Annotated in this window: 15 protein-coding genes; 11 read left to right on the top strand and 4 right to left on the bottom strand. The window is 69.3% G+C overall.

All coding sequences use genetic code 11. The features are described from left to right. Positions 1-199: 199 nt before the first annotated feature. Both ABD736_RS13655 and ABD736_RS13650 read right to left on the bottom strand, forming a co-directional pair. The gene (locus tag ABD736_RS13655; protein ID WP_344792414.1) at positions 200-784 is read right to left on the bottom strand and encodes a DNA-3-methyladenine glycosylase I; all 585 of its coding nucleotides are present in this window, start codon (positions 782-784) and stop codon (positions 200-202) included. A 49-nt stretch (positions 785-833) separates the two neighbouring features. Continuing rightward, positions 834-1,334 carry a methylated-DNA--[protein]-cysteine S-methyltransferase gene (locus tag ABD736_RS13650; RefSeq protein WP_344792413.1) on the bottom strand — a complete coding sequence of 167 codons (501 nt, stop codon included), beginning with the start codon at positions 1,332-1,334 and terminating at the stop codon, positions 834-836. A gap of 120 nt (positions 1,335-1,454) precedes the next feature. Between ABD736_RS13650 and ABD736_RS13645 the strand changes: the two genes are divergently transcribed. The 7 genes from ABD736_RS13645 (at position 1,455) to ABD736_RS13615 (ending at position 10,132) form a co-directional block, all read left to right on the top strand. Next, positions 1,455-2,513: a dipeptidase gene (locus tag ABD736_RS13645; protein ID WP_344792412.1), complete on the top strand. Its 1,059-nt coding sequence runs from the start codon at positions 1,455-1,457 to the stop codon at positions 2,511-2,513. Positions 2,514-2,547: 34 nt separating this feature from the next. Continuing rightward, positions 2,548-3,522, top strand: a complete 975-nt coding sequence (locus ABD736_RS13640) for an aldo/keto reductase (protein WP_344792411.1) — start codon at positions 2,548-2,550, stop codon at positions 3,520-3,522. Positions 3,523-3,691: 169 nt separating this feature from the next. Further along, entirely contained in the window at positions 3,692-4,339 is a 648-nt protein-coding gene (locus tag ABD736_RS13635; RefSeq protein ID WP_344792410.1) for a TetR/AcrR family transcriptional regulator, read from the top strand. Further along, positions 4,333-6,063 (top strand): ABC transporter ATP-binding protein, encoded by a 1,731-nt coding sequence (locus ABD736_RS13630; protein ID WP_344792409.1) that lies wholly within the window; start codon positions 4,333-4,335, stop codon positions 6,061-6,063. Before ABD736_RS13635 ends, ABD736_RS13630 begins: the two co-directional genes overlap by 7 nt. Beyond that, a complete protein-coding gene (locus ABD736_RS13625) occupies positions 6,060-8,048 on the top strand; it encodes an ABC transporter ATP-binding protein (RefSeq protein ID WP_344792408.1) in 1,989 nt (662 codons plus the stop codon). Before ABD736_RS13630 ends, ABD736_RS13625 begins: the two co-directional genes overlap by 4 nt. 115 nt (positions 8,049-8,163) lie before the next feature. Then, positions 8,164-9,246: a DUF4192 family protein gene (locus ABD736_RS13620; RefSeq protein ID WP_344792407.1), complete on the top strand. Its 1,083-nt coding sequence runs from the start codon at positions 8,164-8,166 to the stop codon at positions 9,244-9,246. Positions 9,247-9,379: 133 nt separating this feature from the next. Continuing rightward, positions 9,380-10,132 carry an HAD-IIB family hydrolase gene (locus tag ABD736_RS13615; protein WP_344792406.1) on the top strand — a complete coding sequence of 251 codons (753 nt, stop codon included), beginning with the start codon at positions 9,380-9,382 and terminating at the stop codon, positions 10,130-10,132. A gap of 129 nt (positions 10,133-10,261) precedes the next feature. On the opposite strand, the gene ABD736_RS13610 is transcribed toward ABD736_RS13615, so the two are convergent. Both ABD736_RS13610 and ABD736_RS13605 read right to left on the bottom strand, forming a co-directional pair. Then, entirely contained in the window at positions 10,262-11,674 is a 1,413-nt protein-coding gene (locus ABD736_RS13610; RefSeq protein ID WP_344792405.1) for an aspartate aminotransferase family protein, read from the bottom strand. 43 nt (positions 11,675-11,717) lie between these two features. Beyond that, a complete protein-coding gene (locus tag ABD736_RS13605) occupies positions 11,718-12,200 on the bottom strand; it encodes an Lrp/AsnC family transcriptional regulator (RefSeq protein ID WP_344792404.1) in 483 nt (160 codons plus the stop codon). Positions 12,201-12,289: 89 nt separating this feature from the next. Between ABD736_RS13605 and ABD736_RS13600 the strand changes: the two genes are divergently transcribed. From ABD736_RS13600 to ABD736_RS13585, 4 genes are all read left to right on the top strand, one after another. Further along, positions 12,290-13,723, top strand: coding sequence for a gamma-aminobutyraldehyde dehydrogenase (locus tag ABD736_RS13600; protein ID WP_344792403.1), 1,434 nt, complete (start codon positions 12,290-12,292; stop codon positions 13,721-13,723). Positions 13,724-13,815: 92 nt separating this feature from the next. Beyond that, on the top strand, positions 13,816-14,670 hold the full coding sequence (locus ABD736_RS13595) for a PP2C family protein-serine/threonine phosphatase (RefSeq protein WP_344792402.1): 855 nt from the start codon (positions 13,816-13,818) through the stop codon (positions 14,668-14,670). 39 nt (positions 14,671-14,709) lie between these two features. Then, positions 14,710-15,306, top strand: a complete 597-nt coding sequence (locus ABD736_RS13590; RefSeq protein WP_344792401.1) for a hypothetical protein — start codon at positions 14,710-14,712, stop codon at positions 15,304-15,306. 101 nt (positions 15,307-15,407) lie between these two features. Next, positions 15,408-18,260: an FtsK/SpoIIIE domain-containing protein gene (locus ABD736_RS13585; protein ID WP_344792400.1), complete on the top strand. Its 2,853-nt coding sequence runs from the start codon at positions 15,408-15,410 to the stop codon at positions 18,258-18,260. Positions 18,261-18,266 lie beyond the last annotated feature (6 nt).

The raw sequence follows: 18,266 nt of genomic DNA, 5'->3' as shown, positions 1-18,266 counted from the left end.
AGTCGCAGCCATTGCCCGAGGCCGTAGGTGAGATATGCTCATTACAAGTCGGGTCGAGGCGCACGCGCGAATCGGTTGCCGCCCCACGGTCTCCCTTAGTCTCGCGCTGCGGTCGGGCAGTCGCGAGACGCGTGGGTCGATGGGACTGAGACGCGCCTAGGGGTGCGCCTCGACCTGACTGACCTGTGTCGCGGCCGCCTCAGCCGGTCGCGCGCCAGCACCCCGCCACGTGGTCGTCGACCAGACCGGCGGACTGCATCAGCGCGTACATCGTGGTCGGCCCGACGAAGCGAAAGCCCCGCTTCCGCAGCGCTTTGCTGAGCGCGGTGCTCTCGGGTGTGACTGCGGGCACGTCGAGGAACGACTGAGGCCGCGGGCGCGAGCCCGGCTCGGGCGCGAACGACCACACCAGCTCGACCAGCGGTCGGTCGAGCGCGAGCATGGCGCGGGCGTTGTTGATGGTCGCCTCGATCTTGCCGCGGTGCCGGATGATGCCCGGATCGGCGAGCAGCCGCTCGATGTCGTCTTCGCCGTACTCCGCAACGATGGTGGGGTCGAAGTCGGCGAAAGCGGCCCGGAAGGTGGGGCGCCGCTTCAGGATCGTGATCCACGAGAGACCGGCCTGAAATCCCTCGAGGCAGATCTTCTCGAACAGACGCCGCTCGTCTTTCAGCGGGAACCCCCACTCATCGTCGTGATAGGCGATGTATTCGGGGGTTGAGACCGACCAGGCGCACCGCCACTTCCCGTCTGCGCCCTCAACGGCGTCGCGATACGCAGTCATTTTTCGCGCGCTCCCACGCGCGGGGCAATTCCCGGCAACGTCGATACGCTCATGCGGCGAGCGTGATTCCCTCGTGGGCGAGCAGCCACAGCTTTGTGGGGATCCCTTCGCCGCCGCTGTAGCCGGTGACCCGGCCGGCGGAGGACAGCACGCGGTGGCAGCCGATGAGCAGCGGCACCGGGTTCGCCCCCACCGCACCCCCGACGGCGCGCCCCGCGGTCAGCAGGCCGAGCTCGTGGCCGATCTCGCCGTATGACGTGTATTCGCCGAAGGGCAGCCGCGCGAGGATCGCCCAGACGGACTTCTGGAAGTCCGTGCCCCGGAGGTGCAGCGGCACGTCGAACGCGGTGCGTGTGCCGCCGAAGTACTCGGAGAGCTGCCGTACCGCTTCGTCGAGCACGGCGTTCGAGTTCTCGGGCAGGGTCTCGAGGGGAAGGTGCCCGTCGCGGGCGATCGACAGCGACGTGACGGCGTCGCCGTCGCTGGTCAGCTCGAGGCGGCCGATCGGCGAATCGGTGCGCGCCAGGAAGAGGGGAATCGCGGTGGTCATGTCTCGACAGTAACCGCGGCCACCGACACCGGCTCGCGGGAATCGGACATCGGTTGAGAAGCTCGCGGCGCGCTGGCCTGTGCTGGGGAAGATCGGTCGCACGACACGACAGAATGAGGCATGGCTGACCCGCAGGACACGGTCCGAGACGCACTCGCGAAGCATCCGATCATCGATGGCCACAACGACTGGGCGTGGGAGGTCAGGGACCAGCGCGACTACTCGGTCGAGGGCCTCGACGAGCCGCTGGGTGACGCGTTCGACACCGACGTGCCGCGGCTGAAGCGCGGGGGAGTGGGTGGCCAGTTCTGGTCCGTCTACGTCGAAGACCGACGCGCCGGTGCCGTCGCCGTGCGTGAGACCCTCGAGCAGATCGACTTCGTGCGACGCCTCGCCGAACGCCACCCGCAGCACTTCACCCTGGCCCGCAGCGCCGCTGATCTCGAGCGGGCGCGCCAGGTGGGAACCGTCGCCAGCTTCCTCGGCGCGGAGGGCAGCCACCAGCTCGATGGCTCGCTCGCGGTGCTGCGGCAGTATGCGCGGCTCGGTGTGCGTTACCTGACCCTCACGCACTGGCTCACGACCGAGTTCGCGGATTCCGCGACCGATGAACCGCAGCACGGCGGCCTTTCGGATCGGGGCCGGGAGCTCGTGCGCGAGCTGAACCGGCTCGGCATGCTCGTCGATCTGTCGCACGTGGCGCCGACCACGATGCACGATGCGCTCGACGAGGCATCCGCGCCCGTCATCTTCAGCCACAGCTCATGCCGGGCCGTCACCGATCACGTGCGCAACGTGCCCGACGACGTTCTCGAGCGGATGCCGGCCAACGGCGGCGTCGTCATGATCACCTTCGTGCCGCAGTTCGTCTCGACCGCCTACAAGGAGTGGACCGAGTCGGGCCGCGAGGGCGAGAAGCCGCGGGTCACGGTCGCCGACGTCGCCGACCACGTCGAGCACGCGCGCGACGTCGCCGGCGTCGAGCACATCGGCGTGGGCGGCGACTTCGACGGCTCCCCGGAGTTCCCTGAAGGGCTCGAGGACACCGGCGACTACCCGAATCTGCTCGCCGAGCTCGCGCGCCGCGGGTGGAGCGCCGACGACCTCGCCGCGCTGGCAGGCGGCAACATCACGCGTGTACTGAAGGCGACGGATGCCGCATTCGAGGCATCCGCATAAGAAGAGTGTCGGCGGCTCTGCCTAGGCTCGAGTCATGGCAGAAATCGAATACCGCACCCTCGGCGCCTCCGGCCTGGTCGTCTCGACCGTCGGCCTCGGCTGCAACAACTTCGGCCGGCCCGGCACGGCGACCCAGACGCAAGAGGGCACGAATGCGGTCATCGATGCCGCCATCGACGCGGGTGTCACCCTGTTCGACACCGCCGACGTCTACGGCGGTGGCGAGAAGGGCCTGTCGGAGACGCTGATGGGCAACGCACTCAAGGGCAAGCGCGACCGCATCGTGCTCGCGACCAAGTTCGGCATGGACATGGACGGCGCGAACGGCCCTGACTGGGGCGCCCGCGCCTCGCGCCGCTACGTGCGCCGCGCCGTCGAGTCGTCGCTCTCCCGCCTGGGGACCGACTGGATCGACCTCTACCAGCTGCACCGGCCCGACGAATCGACGCCGATCGAAGAGACCCTGTCCGTGCTCGACGACCTGATCACCGAAGGCAAGGTGCGCTACATCGGCCACTCCAACTTCGCGGGCTGGCAGATCGCCGACGCCGAGTACCAGGCGGTGCTGCACGGGCACCCGAAGTTCATCTCGGCGCAGAACCACTACAACCTGCTGGTGCGTGGTGCCGAGCGCGAGGTGCTGCCGGCCGTGAACAGGTACGGCCTCGGCTTCCTGCCCTATTTCCCGCTGCAGAACGGGTTGTTCACCGGCAAGTTCAGCCGCGAGGGCGGCCCCGCCGACAGTCGCATCATGCAGGGGCGGCGCAACATCGTCGATGACGCCCCATGGGACCTGATCGACGAGTACCAGGCGTTCGCCGACGCCCGCGGCATCACGATGCTGCAGGCGACCTTCGGCTGGCTGCTCGCGCAGCCGGGCCTCACCTCGGTGATCGCGGGAGCGACCAAGCCCGAGCAGATCGTCGCGAACGCCGAGGCTGCGACGGCCTGGCACCCGTCAGCCGACGAGGTCGCCGAGATCTCGCGCATCTTCGCGGACTACGTGTAGCCGCACGCCGCGTGCGCCGCGCAGTGTGTTCCGGTGAACTGTGGCCGGAGGGCGCGAATGTGGCCGGTATGGCGGGCGCAGCTGCGCCGAACGGGCACAACCAAGCGCCAGACGGGCGCACGAGCGACTGCCTATTGCCGAGTGAGTGCTCACTCACTACAGTGAGCGGGTGACCAGAACGGATGCTTCGGCCGAGGCGGCCCCGGCGCGGCGCGCCCCGGCGATGAGCCCCGAAGACCGCCGCGCGCAGATCGTCGACGCCGCGATCCCGCTCGTGATGGCGCACGGCGTGGCGGTCACCTCGCGCCAGATCGCCGAGGCGGCCGGCGTCGCCGAGGGCACCGTGTTCCGCGCGTTCGGCGACAAGGACGCCGTCATCGAGGCCGCGGTCACGAAGTACCTCGACCCCGAGCCGCTGCGCGAGCAGCTGCGCCGCATCGACCCGAACGTCTCGCTCGAGTTCACCGTGCGCCAGGTGGTCGCCGCTCTGCAGGACCGCTTCCACGGCATGTTCACGATGATGGCCGCCCTCGGCCGCAGCGGGCCGCCCGAGCGACGCCCGTCGACGCGCGCCGACTACACGAGCATCGTCACCGAACTGCTCGAGCCCGAGCTCGACCGCCTGCGCGTGCCCGCCGACAGGGTCGCTCCGTTCCTGCGCCTTCTGGCCTTCGCCTCGTCGATCGAGGTCTTTCAGGCGTCCATGCCCATCGAGCTCGACGAGCTCATCGACCTCGCCGTCAACGGCATCGCGGGCGAGGCGCCCGCTATGCAGGCATCCGTCACCTCTCACAACAAAGAAGACGCACCATGCTGATCACCCTGCTGCGGCGCCATCTCGGCCCGCATTGGAAGCTGCTCGTCGGGGTGCTGGTGTTCCAGCTCGCCCAGTCGCTGGCGGCGCTCTACCTGCCGACGCTCAACGCCGACATCATCGACAACGGCGTCGCGAAGGGCGACACCGGCTACATCATGCGCGTCGGGGCGTGGATGCTGCTCGTGACGCTCGCACAGGTCGCCTGCTCGATCACGGCGGTCTACTTCGGCGCCCGCGCGGCCATGAGCCTCGGCCGCGACATGAGGCTCAATGTGTTCACGCGCGTCGGCGCGTTCAGCGAGCGCGAGGTGCAGGTGTTCGGCGCGCCGAGCCTCATCACGCGGTCGACGAACGACGTGCAGCAGATCCAGATGCTCGTGCTGATGGGCTGCACCATGATGGTCTCCGCTCCGATCACGGCGATCGGCGGCGTTATTCTCGCCGTGCAGCAGGACGGGCAGCTGTCGTGGATCATCGCCGTGGCGGTGCCCGTGCTGCTGATCTGCGTCGGCGGTGTCGTCAGCCGCATGGTGCCGTGGTTCCGGAAGATGCAGGGACGCATCGACGCGGTCAACCGCGTGCTGCGTGAGCAGCTCACCGGCATCCGCGTCGTGCGCGCGTTCGTGCGTGAAGACATCGAGACGGAGCGCTTTGACACCGTCAACAAGGACGTCATGGAGGCTGCGCTGAACGCCGGCCGGTGGATGACGACGATGTTCCCGATCGTCATGCTGGTCCTCAACCTGTCGAGCGTCGCCGTGATCTGGTTCGGTGCGTTCCGCGTGCAGGACGGGATGCCGATCGGCGCGCTCACCGCGTTCCTGGCCTACCTGGCGCAGATCCTCATGTCGGTCATGATGGCGACGTTCATGGCGGTCATGGTGCCGCGGGCCGCAGTCTCGGCCGGACGCATCGGCGAGGTGCTCGACACCGAGCCGTCGATCGAGGCGCCGGCGAACCCCGTCACCGAGCTGCCCGAGCGCGGCACGATCGAGCTGTTCGAGGTCGGGTTCCACTACCCGGGTGCCGAGCAGCCGGTCCTCACCGACATCTCGTTCCGGGCAGAGCCGGGGCAGACGATCGCGATCATCGGCTCGACGGGCGCCGGCAAGACGACACTCGTGAACCTGCTGCCGCGGCTGTTCGACGCGACCAGCGGCACCGTCTACGTCGACGGCGTCGACGTCGCCGAGCTCGATCCCGAGCTGCTGTGGAGCCGCATCGGCCTGATTCCGCAGAGGCCCTACCTGTTCTCTGGCACCGTCGCGAGCAACCTGCGCTACGGCAAGCCGGATGCGACGGAGGAAGAGCTCTGGCGCGCACTCGAGATCGCGCAGGCATCCGATTTCGTGCGCGAGATGGAGGGCGGGCTGGACGCCCCGATCGCGCAGGGCGGCACGAACGTGTCGGGCGGCCAGCGCCAGCGGCTCGCGATCGCTCGCGCGCTGGTGAAGCGGCCCGAGATCTATGTGTTCGACGACTCGTTCTCCGCCCTCGACCTCGCGACGGATGCCCGGCTGCGCGCCGCGCTCAAGAGAGAGGTGCAGGACGCGACGTTCGTGATCGTCGCCCAGCGGGTGTCCACGATCGTGGGCGCGGACCGCATCATCGTGCTCGACGACGGCCGCATCGTCGGTTCGGGCACGCACGATGAGCTGCTGGAAAGCAACGAGACGTACGCAGAGATCGTGAGCTCGCAGCTCACCGCTGAGGAGGCGCGATGAGCGAGCAGAAGTCAGCACCGGCGCCCGCCGCACCGGCGCCCGCGGCGGGTCGCGGTCCCGGGGGCGGCGGCCCGATGGGCATGGGCATGCCTGCACAGAAGGCCTCGAACTTCGGGCCGTCGGCGAAGCGGCTGCTCGGCCGCCTGCGCGGTGAGCGCCTGGCGGTCGTGCTGGTGACGATTCTCGGTGCGGCATCCGTCGCCTTCACCGTCGTCGGACCCAAGCTTCTCGGTGACGCGACGAACATCGTGTTCGCCGGATTCATCGGGCGCCAATTCACGCACCTTCCGGCCGGTACGTCGCGCGCCGACGTGGTCGCCGGGCTCGAGAAGCAGGGCAATCAGCAGCTCGCCGACCTGCTGCGGCACATCGACTTCACGCCGGGCCAGGGCATCGACTTCACGGCGCTCGCGCACCTTCTGATGTGGGTGCTGCTGCTCTATGTCGTCGCGGCGGTCTTCGGCTGGGCGCAGGGCTGGATCATGAACGGCGTGGTCGCGCGCGTCACGTTCGCGCTGCGGCGCGATGTGGAGGCGAAGATCCACCGCCTGCCGCTGTCGTACTTCGACCGGATGCCTCGCGGCGAGCTCCTCTCGCGCGTGACCAACGACATTGACAACGTGCAGCAGAGCCTGCAGCAGACGATGAGCCAGCTGCTGCAGTCGCTGCTCACGGTGATCGGCGTGCTCGCGTTCATGTTCTGGACCTCGTGGGAGCTCGCGATCATCGCGCTCGTCACGGTGCCGCTCACCATCGTCGTCACGCAGCAGATCGCGAAGCGCTCGCAGAAGCAGTTCGTCGCGCAGTGGAAGCACACGGGGCAGCTCAACGCGCAGATCGAAGAGGCGTTCAGCGGCCACGCGCTCGTCAAGGTGTTCGGCCGGCACCGCGAGGTCGAGGCGCGCTTCGCCGCCAAGAACGACGAGCTGTTCGACGCGAGCTTCGGCGCCCAGTTCGTCAGCGGCATCATCATGCCGGCGATGATGTTCGTCGGGAACCTCGTCTACGTCGTGATCGCGGTGATCGGCGGCCTGCTCATCACGAGCGGATCGCTCTCACTCGGCAGCGTGCAGGCGTTCATCCAGTACTCGCGCCAGTTCACGCAGCCGCTCACGCAGCTCGGGTCGATGGCGAACCTGCTGCAGTCGGGCGTCGCCAGCGCCGAGCGCGTGTTCAGGCTGCTGGATGCCGATGAGCAGGTTCCTGACGATGTGGATGCCGAGCCGCTGCGCTCCGTGACAGGGCGGTTCGCCTTCGAAGACGTCGCATTCTCGTATTCCCCCGATAAGCCCCTGATCACCTCGCTGAACCTGGTCGCCGAGCCGGGCCAGACGGTCGCGATCGTGGGCCCTACGGGCGCCGGCAAGACGACGCTCGTCAACCTCATGATGCGGTTCTACGACCCGGACTCCGGCCGCATCACGCTCGACGGCGTCGACACGCGTCACCTGCGCCGGCAAGAGCTGCGCAATGTGATGGGCATGGTGTTGCAGGACACCTGGCTGTTCGCGGGCACGATCCGCGAGAACATCGCATATGGGCGGCCGGATGCCTCGGAAGAGGAGATCCTCGATGCCGCTCGCGCCGCCTATGTCGACCGATTCGTGCACTCGCTGCCCGACGGCTACGACACGGTTCTCGAAGACGAAGGCGCCAACGTCTCGGCCGGCGAAAAGCAGCTGCTGACCATCGCTCGGGCGTTCCTGTCGCGGCCCTCTGTGCTGATCCTCGACGAGGCGACGAGTTCGGTCGACACGCGCACCGAGGTCCTCGTGCAGCAGGCGATGAGCGCGCTGCGCGCCGGGCGCACGTCGTTCGTGATCGCGCACCGGCTGTCGACGATCCGGGACGCGGACCTGATCTTGGTCATGGAGCACGGCGACATCGTCGAGCAGGGTACGCACGCCTCGCTGCTCGAGGCGGGCGGAGCGTACTCGCGTCTGTACCAGGCGCAGTTCGCGGGCGCGGCGGTCGACGAGGTGTAGGCGGACCCGGATTTCGGTCGCACTCGCCCTCCACAGGCGAGTGCCTGGCTGAGTTGTGCCACTTTCGCGAGCAACGTTGCGTGAGGCAACGGATGCTTCGCCGAAGCTGGCGTGCATGACCGAGACCGCTCCGCTCATCCGCCTTCGCAGCTCACGCGACGTCGTCGCGGCGGTGCCCCGCCTGCTCGGCTACCGGCCGAGCCGCAGCATCGTCTTCCTCAACACCCATGACGACGGCCGGGTGTCGACCATGCGGGTCGATCTGCCCGAGCCTGCGCCGCCGAAGGTCGAGAAGCGCTTCATCACCTCGCTCGTCGGCATGCTCTGCAAGGTGCCAGAGGTGAAGCGGATGCTCATCGTGGTCTTCGCGGGCGAGCCGTTCGACAGCGGGGGCGATGTGCCGCGGGCATCCTTCATTCGCCCTCTCATTCACCGCCTGCTCGACTCGGGCTTCGTCGTGCACGACGCGCTCTGCGTCGCCGAGGATGCGTGGGGCGCCTACGACGGGCATGACGCCGGCATCCCCCACGCGCTCGACGAGTTGGCCGAGGCGCCGCTCGGCGCGGAAGGGTGCGAGGTTGCGGCCGAGGCTCCTGAGCAGCTCGCCGAGCTGCCTGTGGTCGGCTACCTCGCACGGCAGGCGTTCGATGCGGCGATCGATCGAGCAATCCGCGACACCGAGGTGCTGCGGCCGATCATCGCGGCGGAAGAGTTCGTAGCGCTCGACCCGTCGAGCGCCGACAGCGACGAGCTCGCGGCGATCATGCCGGTGCTGCTCTATCCGGAACTGCGCGACGCCGTGCTGTTCACCTGGGCGTGGGGGCCTGACCGCGGGCTTGAGCTGCTCGATGAGGCCGGGCGCATCGAAGACGGCGAGATCGGCCCCGGCGACGACACCATCGCCCTCGACCTGATGGGCATCGGCAGTGCCGAGCCGCCCGACCGTGGCCGTATCGCCCGCGCGATCGCCCTGATGGCAAAGGTCTCCGCGCTCTCTCCGGATGACGTCGCGCATATGCCGCTCACGGTGCTCGCGTGGCTGCACTGGTCGCAGGGTCGCGGCTCCGTGGCCGGTCACTTCGTCGACCGCGCGCGCGAGCTCGACCCGAGCTACGGCCTGGCCGAACTGCTGCAGAGCGTGCTGCGGCAAGGTCACCTGCCCGGCTGGGCCTACGTCATGCCGGAACTCAGCGAGTGAGTGTCACGGTGACCGGATCGACGCGGAGGTCGTGGCAACCCGGCAATCCGTCAGCGCCGCCGCCGAGGTGCTGCCGATACGATCGAGCCAATCCCTCGTCATCCCTCGTCGCACACCGCAGAGAGTCATTCGCATGCCCATCGACGCCGAGCTGATCGCCTTCGACCTCGACGACACGCTCGCTCCGTCGAAGTCGCCGCTGCCTGACGCGGTGGCCGCTGTTCTCGCGCGGCTGCTCGAGCAGGCATCCGTCGCCATCATCTCGGGCGGCCAGATCGGACAGTTCCGCGAGCAGGTGATCGAGCGACTGACGGATGCTTCACCGGAGGGCCTCGGCCGGCTGTTCCTCATGCCGGTCACCGGCACGCAGTACTGGCGCTACACCGGCGGCGCGTGGGTGATGCAGTACGAGGACGGGCTCAATCCCGAGGAGAAGTCGGCCGCGCTCGCCGCGATCGAGAACACCGCGAAGGAGTTCGGCTACTGGGAGACTGAGACCTGGGGCCCGATCCTCGAGGACCGCGGGTCGCAGATCACCTTCTCCGCCCTCGGTCAGAAGGCGCCCGTCGAGCCGAAGAAGGCGTGGGACCCCACCGGCGAGAAGAAGAATCGGCTGGCGGCATCCGTTCAATCCCAGTTGCCCGAGCTCTCGGTGCGCTCGGGCGGCTCGACGTCGATCGACATCACACGCAAAGGCGTCGACAAGGGCTACGCGATGGAGCGCCTCGCCGAGGTCTCGGGCATCTCGATCGACGACATGATCTTCGTCGGCGACCGCCTCGACCCCGACGGCAACGACTACCCCGTGGTCCGCACGGGCGTCCGCACCCACGCCGTCACCGGCTGGCAGGACACGGTGCAGTACCTCGAGTCGCTGCTCGCGTAGCGCCGGTCGGGTAGTGCTCCTGCGGGGCAAGTTCGCGCGGACGAATCGCCGAAGGGCGCACGTTCTGCCAAAAAACGTGCGCCCTACGCCGAAATCACCGCAGTCGCGGCATCCGATCGCTTCAGCTGATCACAGCTTCGCCCAGGCGTCCTTCAGCACACCCTCGAGGATCTCGCGCATCTGCACGAACTCCGCGGGCCCGACGGTCAGCGGCGGCGAGAGCTGGATGACGGGGTCGCCCCGGTCGTCGGCACGGCAGTAGAGCCCGTTCTCGAACAGCTCGTGCGAGACGTAGCCCTTGAGCAGCCGCTCGGACTCCTCGGCGGTGAAGGTCTCCTTCGTCGCCTTGTCCTTCACGAGCTCGATGCCGAAGAAGTACCCTGCGCCGCGCACGTCGCCGACGATCGGCAGCTCGAGCAGCTTCTCGAGCTCGGCGCGGAACAGCGGCGAGTTGTCGACGACGCGCTGGTTGAGCCCCTCTTCCTCGAAGATGGCGAGGTTCTCGAGTGCGACGGCGGCTGAGACCGGATGCCCCGCGAAGGTGTACCCGTGCAGGAAGTTGTTCTCGCCGGTGCGGAACGGCTCGTAGATGCGATCGCTGACGATCGTCGCGCCGATGGGGGAGTAGCCGGAGGTCAGCGCCTTCGCGCAGGTGATCATGTCGGGCTGGTAGCCGAAGTCGACCGAGGCGAACATCGAGCCGATGCGGCCGAAGGCGCAGATCACCTCGTCAGACACCAGCAGCACGTCGTACTCGTCACAGATCTCGCGAACACGCTGGAAATACCCGGGCGGCGGCGGGAAGCATCCGCCCGAATTCTGGACGGGCTCGAGGAAGACGGCCGCAACGGAGTCCTCGCCCTCGAACTCGATCGCCTGGCGGATGCGCTCGGCAGCCCACAGGCCGAACTCCTCTTCGGTGCCGCCGGGGAAGCCGTTCTCTTCCGCGCGGTAGTAGTTGGTGTTCGGCACGCGGAACCCGCCGGGCGTCAGAGGCTCGAACTGCTGCTTGAGCCCCGGAAGGCCCGTGATCGCGAGCGCCCCCTGCGGGGTGCCGTGATAGGCGATCGCCCGCGAGATCACCTTGTGCTTGCCGGGCTTGCCGACGAGCTTCCAGTAGTTCTTCGCGAGCTTGAACGCGGTCTCGACCGCCTCGCCGCCGCCGGTCGAGAAGAACACCCGGTTCAGGTCACCCGGCGCGAAATCGGCCAGCCGGTCGGCGAGCTCGATCGCCGCAGGGTGTGCATACGACCACAGCGGGAAGAAGGCCAGCTGCTCGGCCTGCTTCGCGGCGACCTCGGCGAGGCGGCGGCGCCCGTGGCCGGCGTTCACCGTGAACAGGCCGGCGAGGCCGTCGATGTAGGACTTGCCGCGGGTGTCCCAGATGGTGTGGCCCTCACCGCGCACGATGATGGGCGTCTGCCCGGCCTCGATGGGTCCCTGCGAGGACATGTGCATCCACAGGTGGTCCTTCGCCTTGGCGCGCAGTGCGGCGTCTTCGGCCTCGGTGTAGACGGTGGTGGGAGCGATCGTGTCGGTCATGAGTTGCTCGATTCCCCTTGTCGGGCGGCGTTGAGCCGAGGGCTCAGCGCGTGCCCCAGTTGTAGTGCTGCTTCTGCAGCCGGAGGTAGACGAAGGTCTCTGTGGAGACCACGTTCTCGATGGCGCGGATCTCGGAGTTGAGCAGCGAGATCAGCTCGTCGTCGCTCTCGCACACGACCTCGACGATGATGTCGAAGTCGCCCGCGGTGAGCACGACGTAGTCGACGGCGTCGAGCGCCGCCAGCCGCTCGGCGACGACACGCGTGTCGCCGCTGGCGCGGATGCCGATCATCGCCTGCCGGTAGAAGCCGAGCTGCATCGGGTCGGTGACGGCGACGATCTGCATGACGCCGGACTCGGTAAGCTTCTGCACCCGCTGGCGCACCGCGGCCTCTGACAGGCCGACGGCCTTCCCGATCTCGGCGTACGAGCGGCGGCCGTCCTCCTGCAGCTGCTCGATGATCGACTTCGAGACGGCATCGAGTGACTGGGCGCGGGGCGCGGCGGCGCGCGGAGCAGTCGACATACGTCGATTCTGTCAGTGCAGTCGGGTGCCGGCAAGTGAATCCGTATGAGGTGGCGCGGGTTTGCAACGAAATCGGTAGAGTCTGCCGCATGACGCGCACGCTGAAGAATTTCATCGCAGGCGAATACACGGATGCCTCGGCCGAACACACCCTGTCGCTGATCGACCCGGCGACCGAAGAGGAATACGCGCAAGCGCCGATCTCGTCGCCCGAAGACGTCGATCGAGCCTTCCGAGCTGCCTCCGACGCGTTCGAGACCTGGCGTGAGACGACCCCCGGGGAACGCCAGCTCGCCCTCTTCCGCATCGCCGACGAACTCGAGCGCCGCGCCGACGAGTTCGCCGATCTGGAGTCGCAGGACACGGGGAAGCCGCGCGCGAACCTCGTGGCCGACGAGATCCTGCTCTCGGTCGACCAGATCCGCTTCTTCGCCGGCGCCGCGCGGAACCTCGAGGGCCGTGCAGCGGCGGAGTACATGAAGGACCACACGAGCTTCGTGCGCCGCGAGCCGATCGGCGTCGTCGGCCAGGTGACGCCGTGGAACTACCCGCTGAACATGGCGGTGTGGAAGTTCGCGCCGGCGCTCGCCGCGGGGAACACGACGGTGCTGAAGCCGTCGGACACGACCCCGCAGTCGACGCTGCTGCTCGCCGAGGTCGCCGCCGAGTTCCTGCCGGCCGGCGTGCTCAACGTGATCGTCGGCGACCGCGGCACGGGTGCCGCGATGATCGACCACAAGACGCCCCAGCTGGTGTCGATCACGGGGTCGGTTCGAGCGGGAATGGAAGTCGCGCGTGCGGCATCCCTCGATCTCAAACGCGTCCATCTCGAACTCGGCGGCAAGGCGCCCGTGATCGTGTTCGACGACGCCGACATCGACAAGGCCGTCGAGGGTATCGCCAGCGCCGGCTACTTCAACGCAGGGCAGGACTGCACGGCGGCCACGCGCGTGCTCGTGCACGAGCGCATCCACGACGAGTTCGTGGCGGCGCTCGCGGCCTATGCGCGTGAGAACACGCCGGTCGGCCTGCCGGGCGATGACGGCGCCTTCTTCGGCCCCGTCAACAACGCGGACCAGTTCGCGCGCGTCATGGGGTTCCTCGAGCGACTGCCCGACCACGCGAACGTCGTGACGGGCGGCGCGCGCAGGGGCGAGCGGGGATTCCTGATCGAGCCGACCGTGCTCGACGGGCTGAAGCAGGACGACGAGCAGATCCAGACCGAGATCTTCGGCCCGGTCATCACCGTGCAGACGTTCCGCGACGAGGCCGCGGCGCTGCGGCACGCGAACGGCGTTCAGTACGGCCTCGCGTCCTCCGTGTGGACGCGCGACCACGGCCGCGCCATGCGCTTCGCCAAGAATCTCGACTTCGGCTGCGTGTGGATCAACACCCACATTCCGATCGTGGCCGAGATGCCGCACGGTGGGTTCAAGCACTCGGGCTACGGCAAGGACCTGTCGCAGTACGGCTTCGAGGATTACACGCGCATCAAGCACGTCATGTCGTTTATTGGTGAGTAAGTCAACAAGGGCTGAACGGATGCTGATTCAGATGCCGTCGACTGACTAGGCTGTCTGCGACCACTGACCCACTCCATCGTCGGGAGACCTCTGTGACTCAAATCGGTCGCAGCAGCCGTCGGCACGACATCGTCGTGCCTGAGCGCGAGGGCGCGCGCATCACGCTCTCGTGGTCTGCGGCGAGCGATCGCGGCCACCGCCGAGCGGTCAACGAGGACAGCGTGCTGGCGCGCGCCCCGATCTTCGCGGTCGCAGACGGCATGGGCGGCCACGAGGCGGGCGACTTCGCGAGCTCGGCGGTCATCAAGCGGCTGTCTGAGCAGCTCGGCCGGCGCTTCATCGACCCGCCCGAGATCAGCGACGCGTTGCGGGCCGCTGTCGGGGACATGAGTGAGGGCGTCGGCGTGACCGATCTGGGCACCGGCACGACGGTGACGGGAATCGCCCTCACGCTGCGCGACGGCGAGCCCTACTGGCTCGTGTTCAACATCGGCGACTCGCGGGTGTATCAGCTCGAGAGCGGCGTGCTTGAACAGCTCACGGTCGACCACAGCATCGTGCAGCAGCTGCTCGACCGTGGGCTGATCACCCCGGCAGAGGCCGAGGTGCACCCGCACGCGAACGTGATCACCCGTGCCGTCGGCTTCAACGAGGACCCCGTTCCGGATTTCTGGCTGATCCCGATCGTCGCGGGGTCGCGCCTGCTCGTGTGCTCGGACGGTCTGACGAAGGAGCTCACCGAGCACGGCATCCGTCACTTCCTGTCGATCGGCACGTCGGCCGCCGATACTTCGCGGCGACTGATGGACGCCGCGCTCGGCAACGGCGGGCGTGACAACGTCAGCGTGGTGGTGGTCGATGTGCTCGGAACACCAGAGCTCGCTTCGGTGAAGCCCCGAACTGGGGGCGACGACAGGCACGCGCGAACCGGCCCGGTCACGGCGTGACCTCGCGTCGTTCCCGAGTGCGCGAGTTATCGTGAGGTCGTGCAGGGGACCGGAGCACTGACATGCCGCGTGTGCGGAAGCGAGCTCTTCGAGGGCGCGATCTTCTGCGGCGAATGCGGCAGCGCGGTCGAGGCGACGCCCTATCTGCGCCGCCCGGTCGACGACAACCGGCCCACGGACACGCAGGTCGTGACCGCCTCGGTGCTGCGCACGATCAGCGAGTCTGCGGCGCGGCGGAAAGCCGCGGCGCCGACGCCTGCGGTCATCGAGCCCTCGGCGCTGCCCGACCAGGGCGACCTGTCGACGCCGGTGCCCACGTGGGTTCTCGCGGCGTCGACGGGCGAGCGCGTGATCGTCGCCGGCAGCGGCCTCGTCGGCCGCAAGCCGGCCGCTGTCCCGGGGGAGAGCTTCGATCAGCTCATTGCGCTCGCGGACCCCGGGCGCTCGGTGTCCAAGACGCATCTTGAGTTCGGCGTCGAGGGCGATGAGCTGTGGGTGCTCGACCGCTTCTCGTCGAACGGCACCGCGATCATCGGCGCGGACGGCCTGCGCCGTGAGTGCGAGCCGGGGCGCCGCTACCGCGTGGCCCGTGGGTCGCGCGTCGAACTGGGCGATCAGTATCTGATCGTGGGCTGACTCACGCATCTTCCCCAGCACAGGTGCGGGGTTGCGTGCGCTCTCCACATTTCGGGGATTCGGGGCGATGGCGGATGCCTGGGCCGTGCTGTCCTGGGCAGGTGACCACCTCGCTCGCCCTTCCGCCGAAGCCACCCGCGCCGCGACCCGCCCGCATGTCGTGGGCTGCCTTCGTGACGCCGGTCGTGATGGCCGGTGCCCTGTGGCTCATGACGCATTCGCCGTACTCGCTGGCGTTCGCCGCTCTCGGGCCGGTCGCGGCCGTGATGTCGCTGGTCGAGGGGCGTCGTGGGCGCGGGCGCGAGAGTCGCACGGCAGCGGCCGAACGAGCCGGCGAGCTGGCGCGGCTGCGCGAGCGGCTGGAGGCGGCGCACGAGGCCGAGCGCCGCGCTCTCCTTCGGTCGACGCCCGGCGCCGCCGCTGCCCTCGACGGGCTCGATGGAACACGCCTGTGGAAGGGTGAGGACGCCGTCGTGAGCCTGGGGCTCGGCACGGTCGCCAGTGCGGTGGCCGTCTCGGGTGACGCGCGCGAGGCCGACGAGCTCGAGCTGCAGCGCGCGGCGGGCCGGCTTGAGTGCGCGCCCGTGGTGGCCCGTCCGGAAAGCGGCGTCGCCGTCTGCGGGCCCGAGGTGCTCGCGCGGGCGTATCTGCGCGGGCTCGTCGTTCAGCTGTATTCCTCACTGCCACCCGGCCGTCTTGCGCCGCCCGAGCTGATGGATGCCGCGGGCCGCGCCCTGGGCGAATGGGACTGGCTCGAGCAGCTGCCGCACCACACCGCGCCCGCCGGCGGCGTCGTGCCCCGCCTCGGTGTCTTCGCCGACGCCCGGCTCGTGCCGCCGGGGTTCACCGCGGTGGTCTCGCTCAGCTCGCCGATCGTCGCCGCGGTCGAGGTGTTTCCGAGCGGCGCCGTGCGCGGTGGGGGCTCCTGGGGCGGTGCCGTTCCGCGCGAACGTGAGTTGCTCGAGGCAGCCGTCGAGCCCGAGCTCGTCTCACGGGCCAACGCCGAGCGCTTCGCTGCGACGCTCGCGTCGCGCGCCGCTGGCCTCGGCCTCGGTGCGGCGTCGCGCAGCCTGCCGAGCGAGGTCGCGTTCGGTGACCTCCCGGCCGCGGGCGGTCTCGGCCTGCGTGCCTCGATCGGCCGCACGTTGCATGGCATCGCCGAGGTCGACCTCGTGTCGCACGGGCCGCACGCGGTGGTGGCGGGTGTCACCGGAAGCGGCAAGAGCGAGCTGCTGGTCAGCTGGGTCGCCGGCATGGTGTCTGGCAGGTCGAGCGATGAGGTCGTCGTGCTGCTGGTGGACTTCAAGGGCGGAACCGCCTTCCAGCCGCTGGCGGTGCTGCCGCACGTCGTCGGGGTGATCACCGACCTGCAGCACGGCGAGGCGGCGCGAGCCCTGAGCAGTCTGTCGGCCGAGCTTCGGCGCCGAGAGGCCGAGCTCGCTCGGCTCGGCGTGCGCGACGTGGCCGAGGCGAGGGGTGCGCTGCCGCGCCTCGTCATCCTCGTGGATGAGTTCGCGGCGATGATCGACGCGTTCCCCGACTTCGGCGGCCTATTCACCGACATCGCCGCGCGTGGGCGTGCGCTCGGCATCCACCTCATCCTTGCCACGCAGCGGCCCGCGGGCGTGATGCGCGACGCGTTGGTCGCCAATTGCCCGTTGCGGCTGAGCCTGCGCGTGCAGTCAGAGGCCGACAGCAGGTGGGTCGTCGGCACGGATGCCGCGGCCAGACTCTCTGCGTCGACACCCGGCCGCTGCATCCTCTCGATCGACGGCGCCGCGACCGAGGTGCAGATCGCGCGGACGACGAGCGCCGACCTCGGCGAGCTCGCCACGGCGACCGGTCGCCACGCGCCGCCGCGCAGGCCCTGGCTCGACCCGTTGCCTGCGGTGCTGACGCGCGGCGACCTGCCGGCCGAGGCAGGGCCGCAGGTCGTCGGGCTCGCCGATCTGCCCGATCAGCAGCAGCGCGCCATGCTGCAGTTCCGGCCGGAGGAGGCCCCGGTGGTCGTGCTGGGCGCGGCCCGTAGCGGCAAGTCGAGCGTGCTGCGGCTGCTGGCGGAGTCCGCCGGTGTCGAGTCGATCGTCGTCGGCGCCGACCGCGAGCAGGCCTGGGACGCTGTCGAGGCCGCCGCCGAGCGCTGCGAGGATGCCGGGGCAGCCGATGCCTCGCCACTGGTGCTCGCCATCGACGACGCCGATGCGATCTGCGCGCGGCTCGGTGAGGAGTACGCGGTGGCGTGGTGCGATCGGCTGTCACGCATCCTTCGCGACGGGCCGGCCGCCGGCGTCTACCCGGTCGTCGCGGCGCAGCGCCAGACGGGTCCGTTGCGGGGCGCTCTCAGGCTCGCGCGCGAGACGGTGCTGCTGCGCCAGGCGAGTCGCCAGGACCACGTGCTCGCCGGCGCCCCGGCTGAGCTGTGGGACGAGGGGATGCCGGCCGGCGGCGGCATCTGGCGCGGTAGGCGCGTGCAGTTCCTCGCGCCCGGCCCGCACCTCGAGACCGTCGACGGCAGGCGCGTGTCGGAGCCGGGCGAGCCGCCGACGCGGGTGCCGCTCGTGCCCGCGCGTGGGAGCGCGACCGTTCTGGTCAGTCGCGCCCCCGCGCGCGTCGTCTCGCGGGCGCGGGCGGCGGGACTGCCGGCGGAGGCGGTCATCGACTTGACGCAACCGCCAGCGATGGGCGCGCTCACGCCGGAGGCGCTGCTCGCTGACGGGCGTCTGCCGACGGGCGTGCTGCTTGTCGGTGATCCGGACGCCTGGATGGGAAGGTGGTCTCTCTTCGCCACGCTGAAGGCGCGGCATCCGGTCGTGTTCGCCGGCTGCGACGCGGCGGACGTGCGCGCGCTCACGCGCAGCCGTGCGCTGCCGCCTCCGCTCGCGCCCGGCTCGGGCGCCGGCTGGCTGATCTTCGCCGACGGGCGCATGCGCCGCTGCGTATTGGAGGCGGCGTGACCTCTT

Source organism: Gryllotalpicola daejeonensis (assembly GCF_039538145.1).
Lineage (GTDB): Bacteria > Actinomycetota > Actinomycetes > Actinomycetales > Microbacteriaceae > Gryllotalpicola > Gryllotalpicola daejeonensis.
Note: the sequence above shows the minus strand (reverse complement) of the source record. Positions and strands in the feature narration are given on the sequence as shown.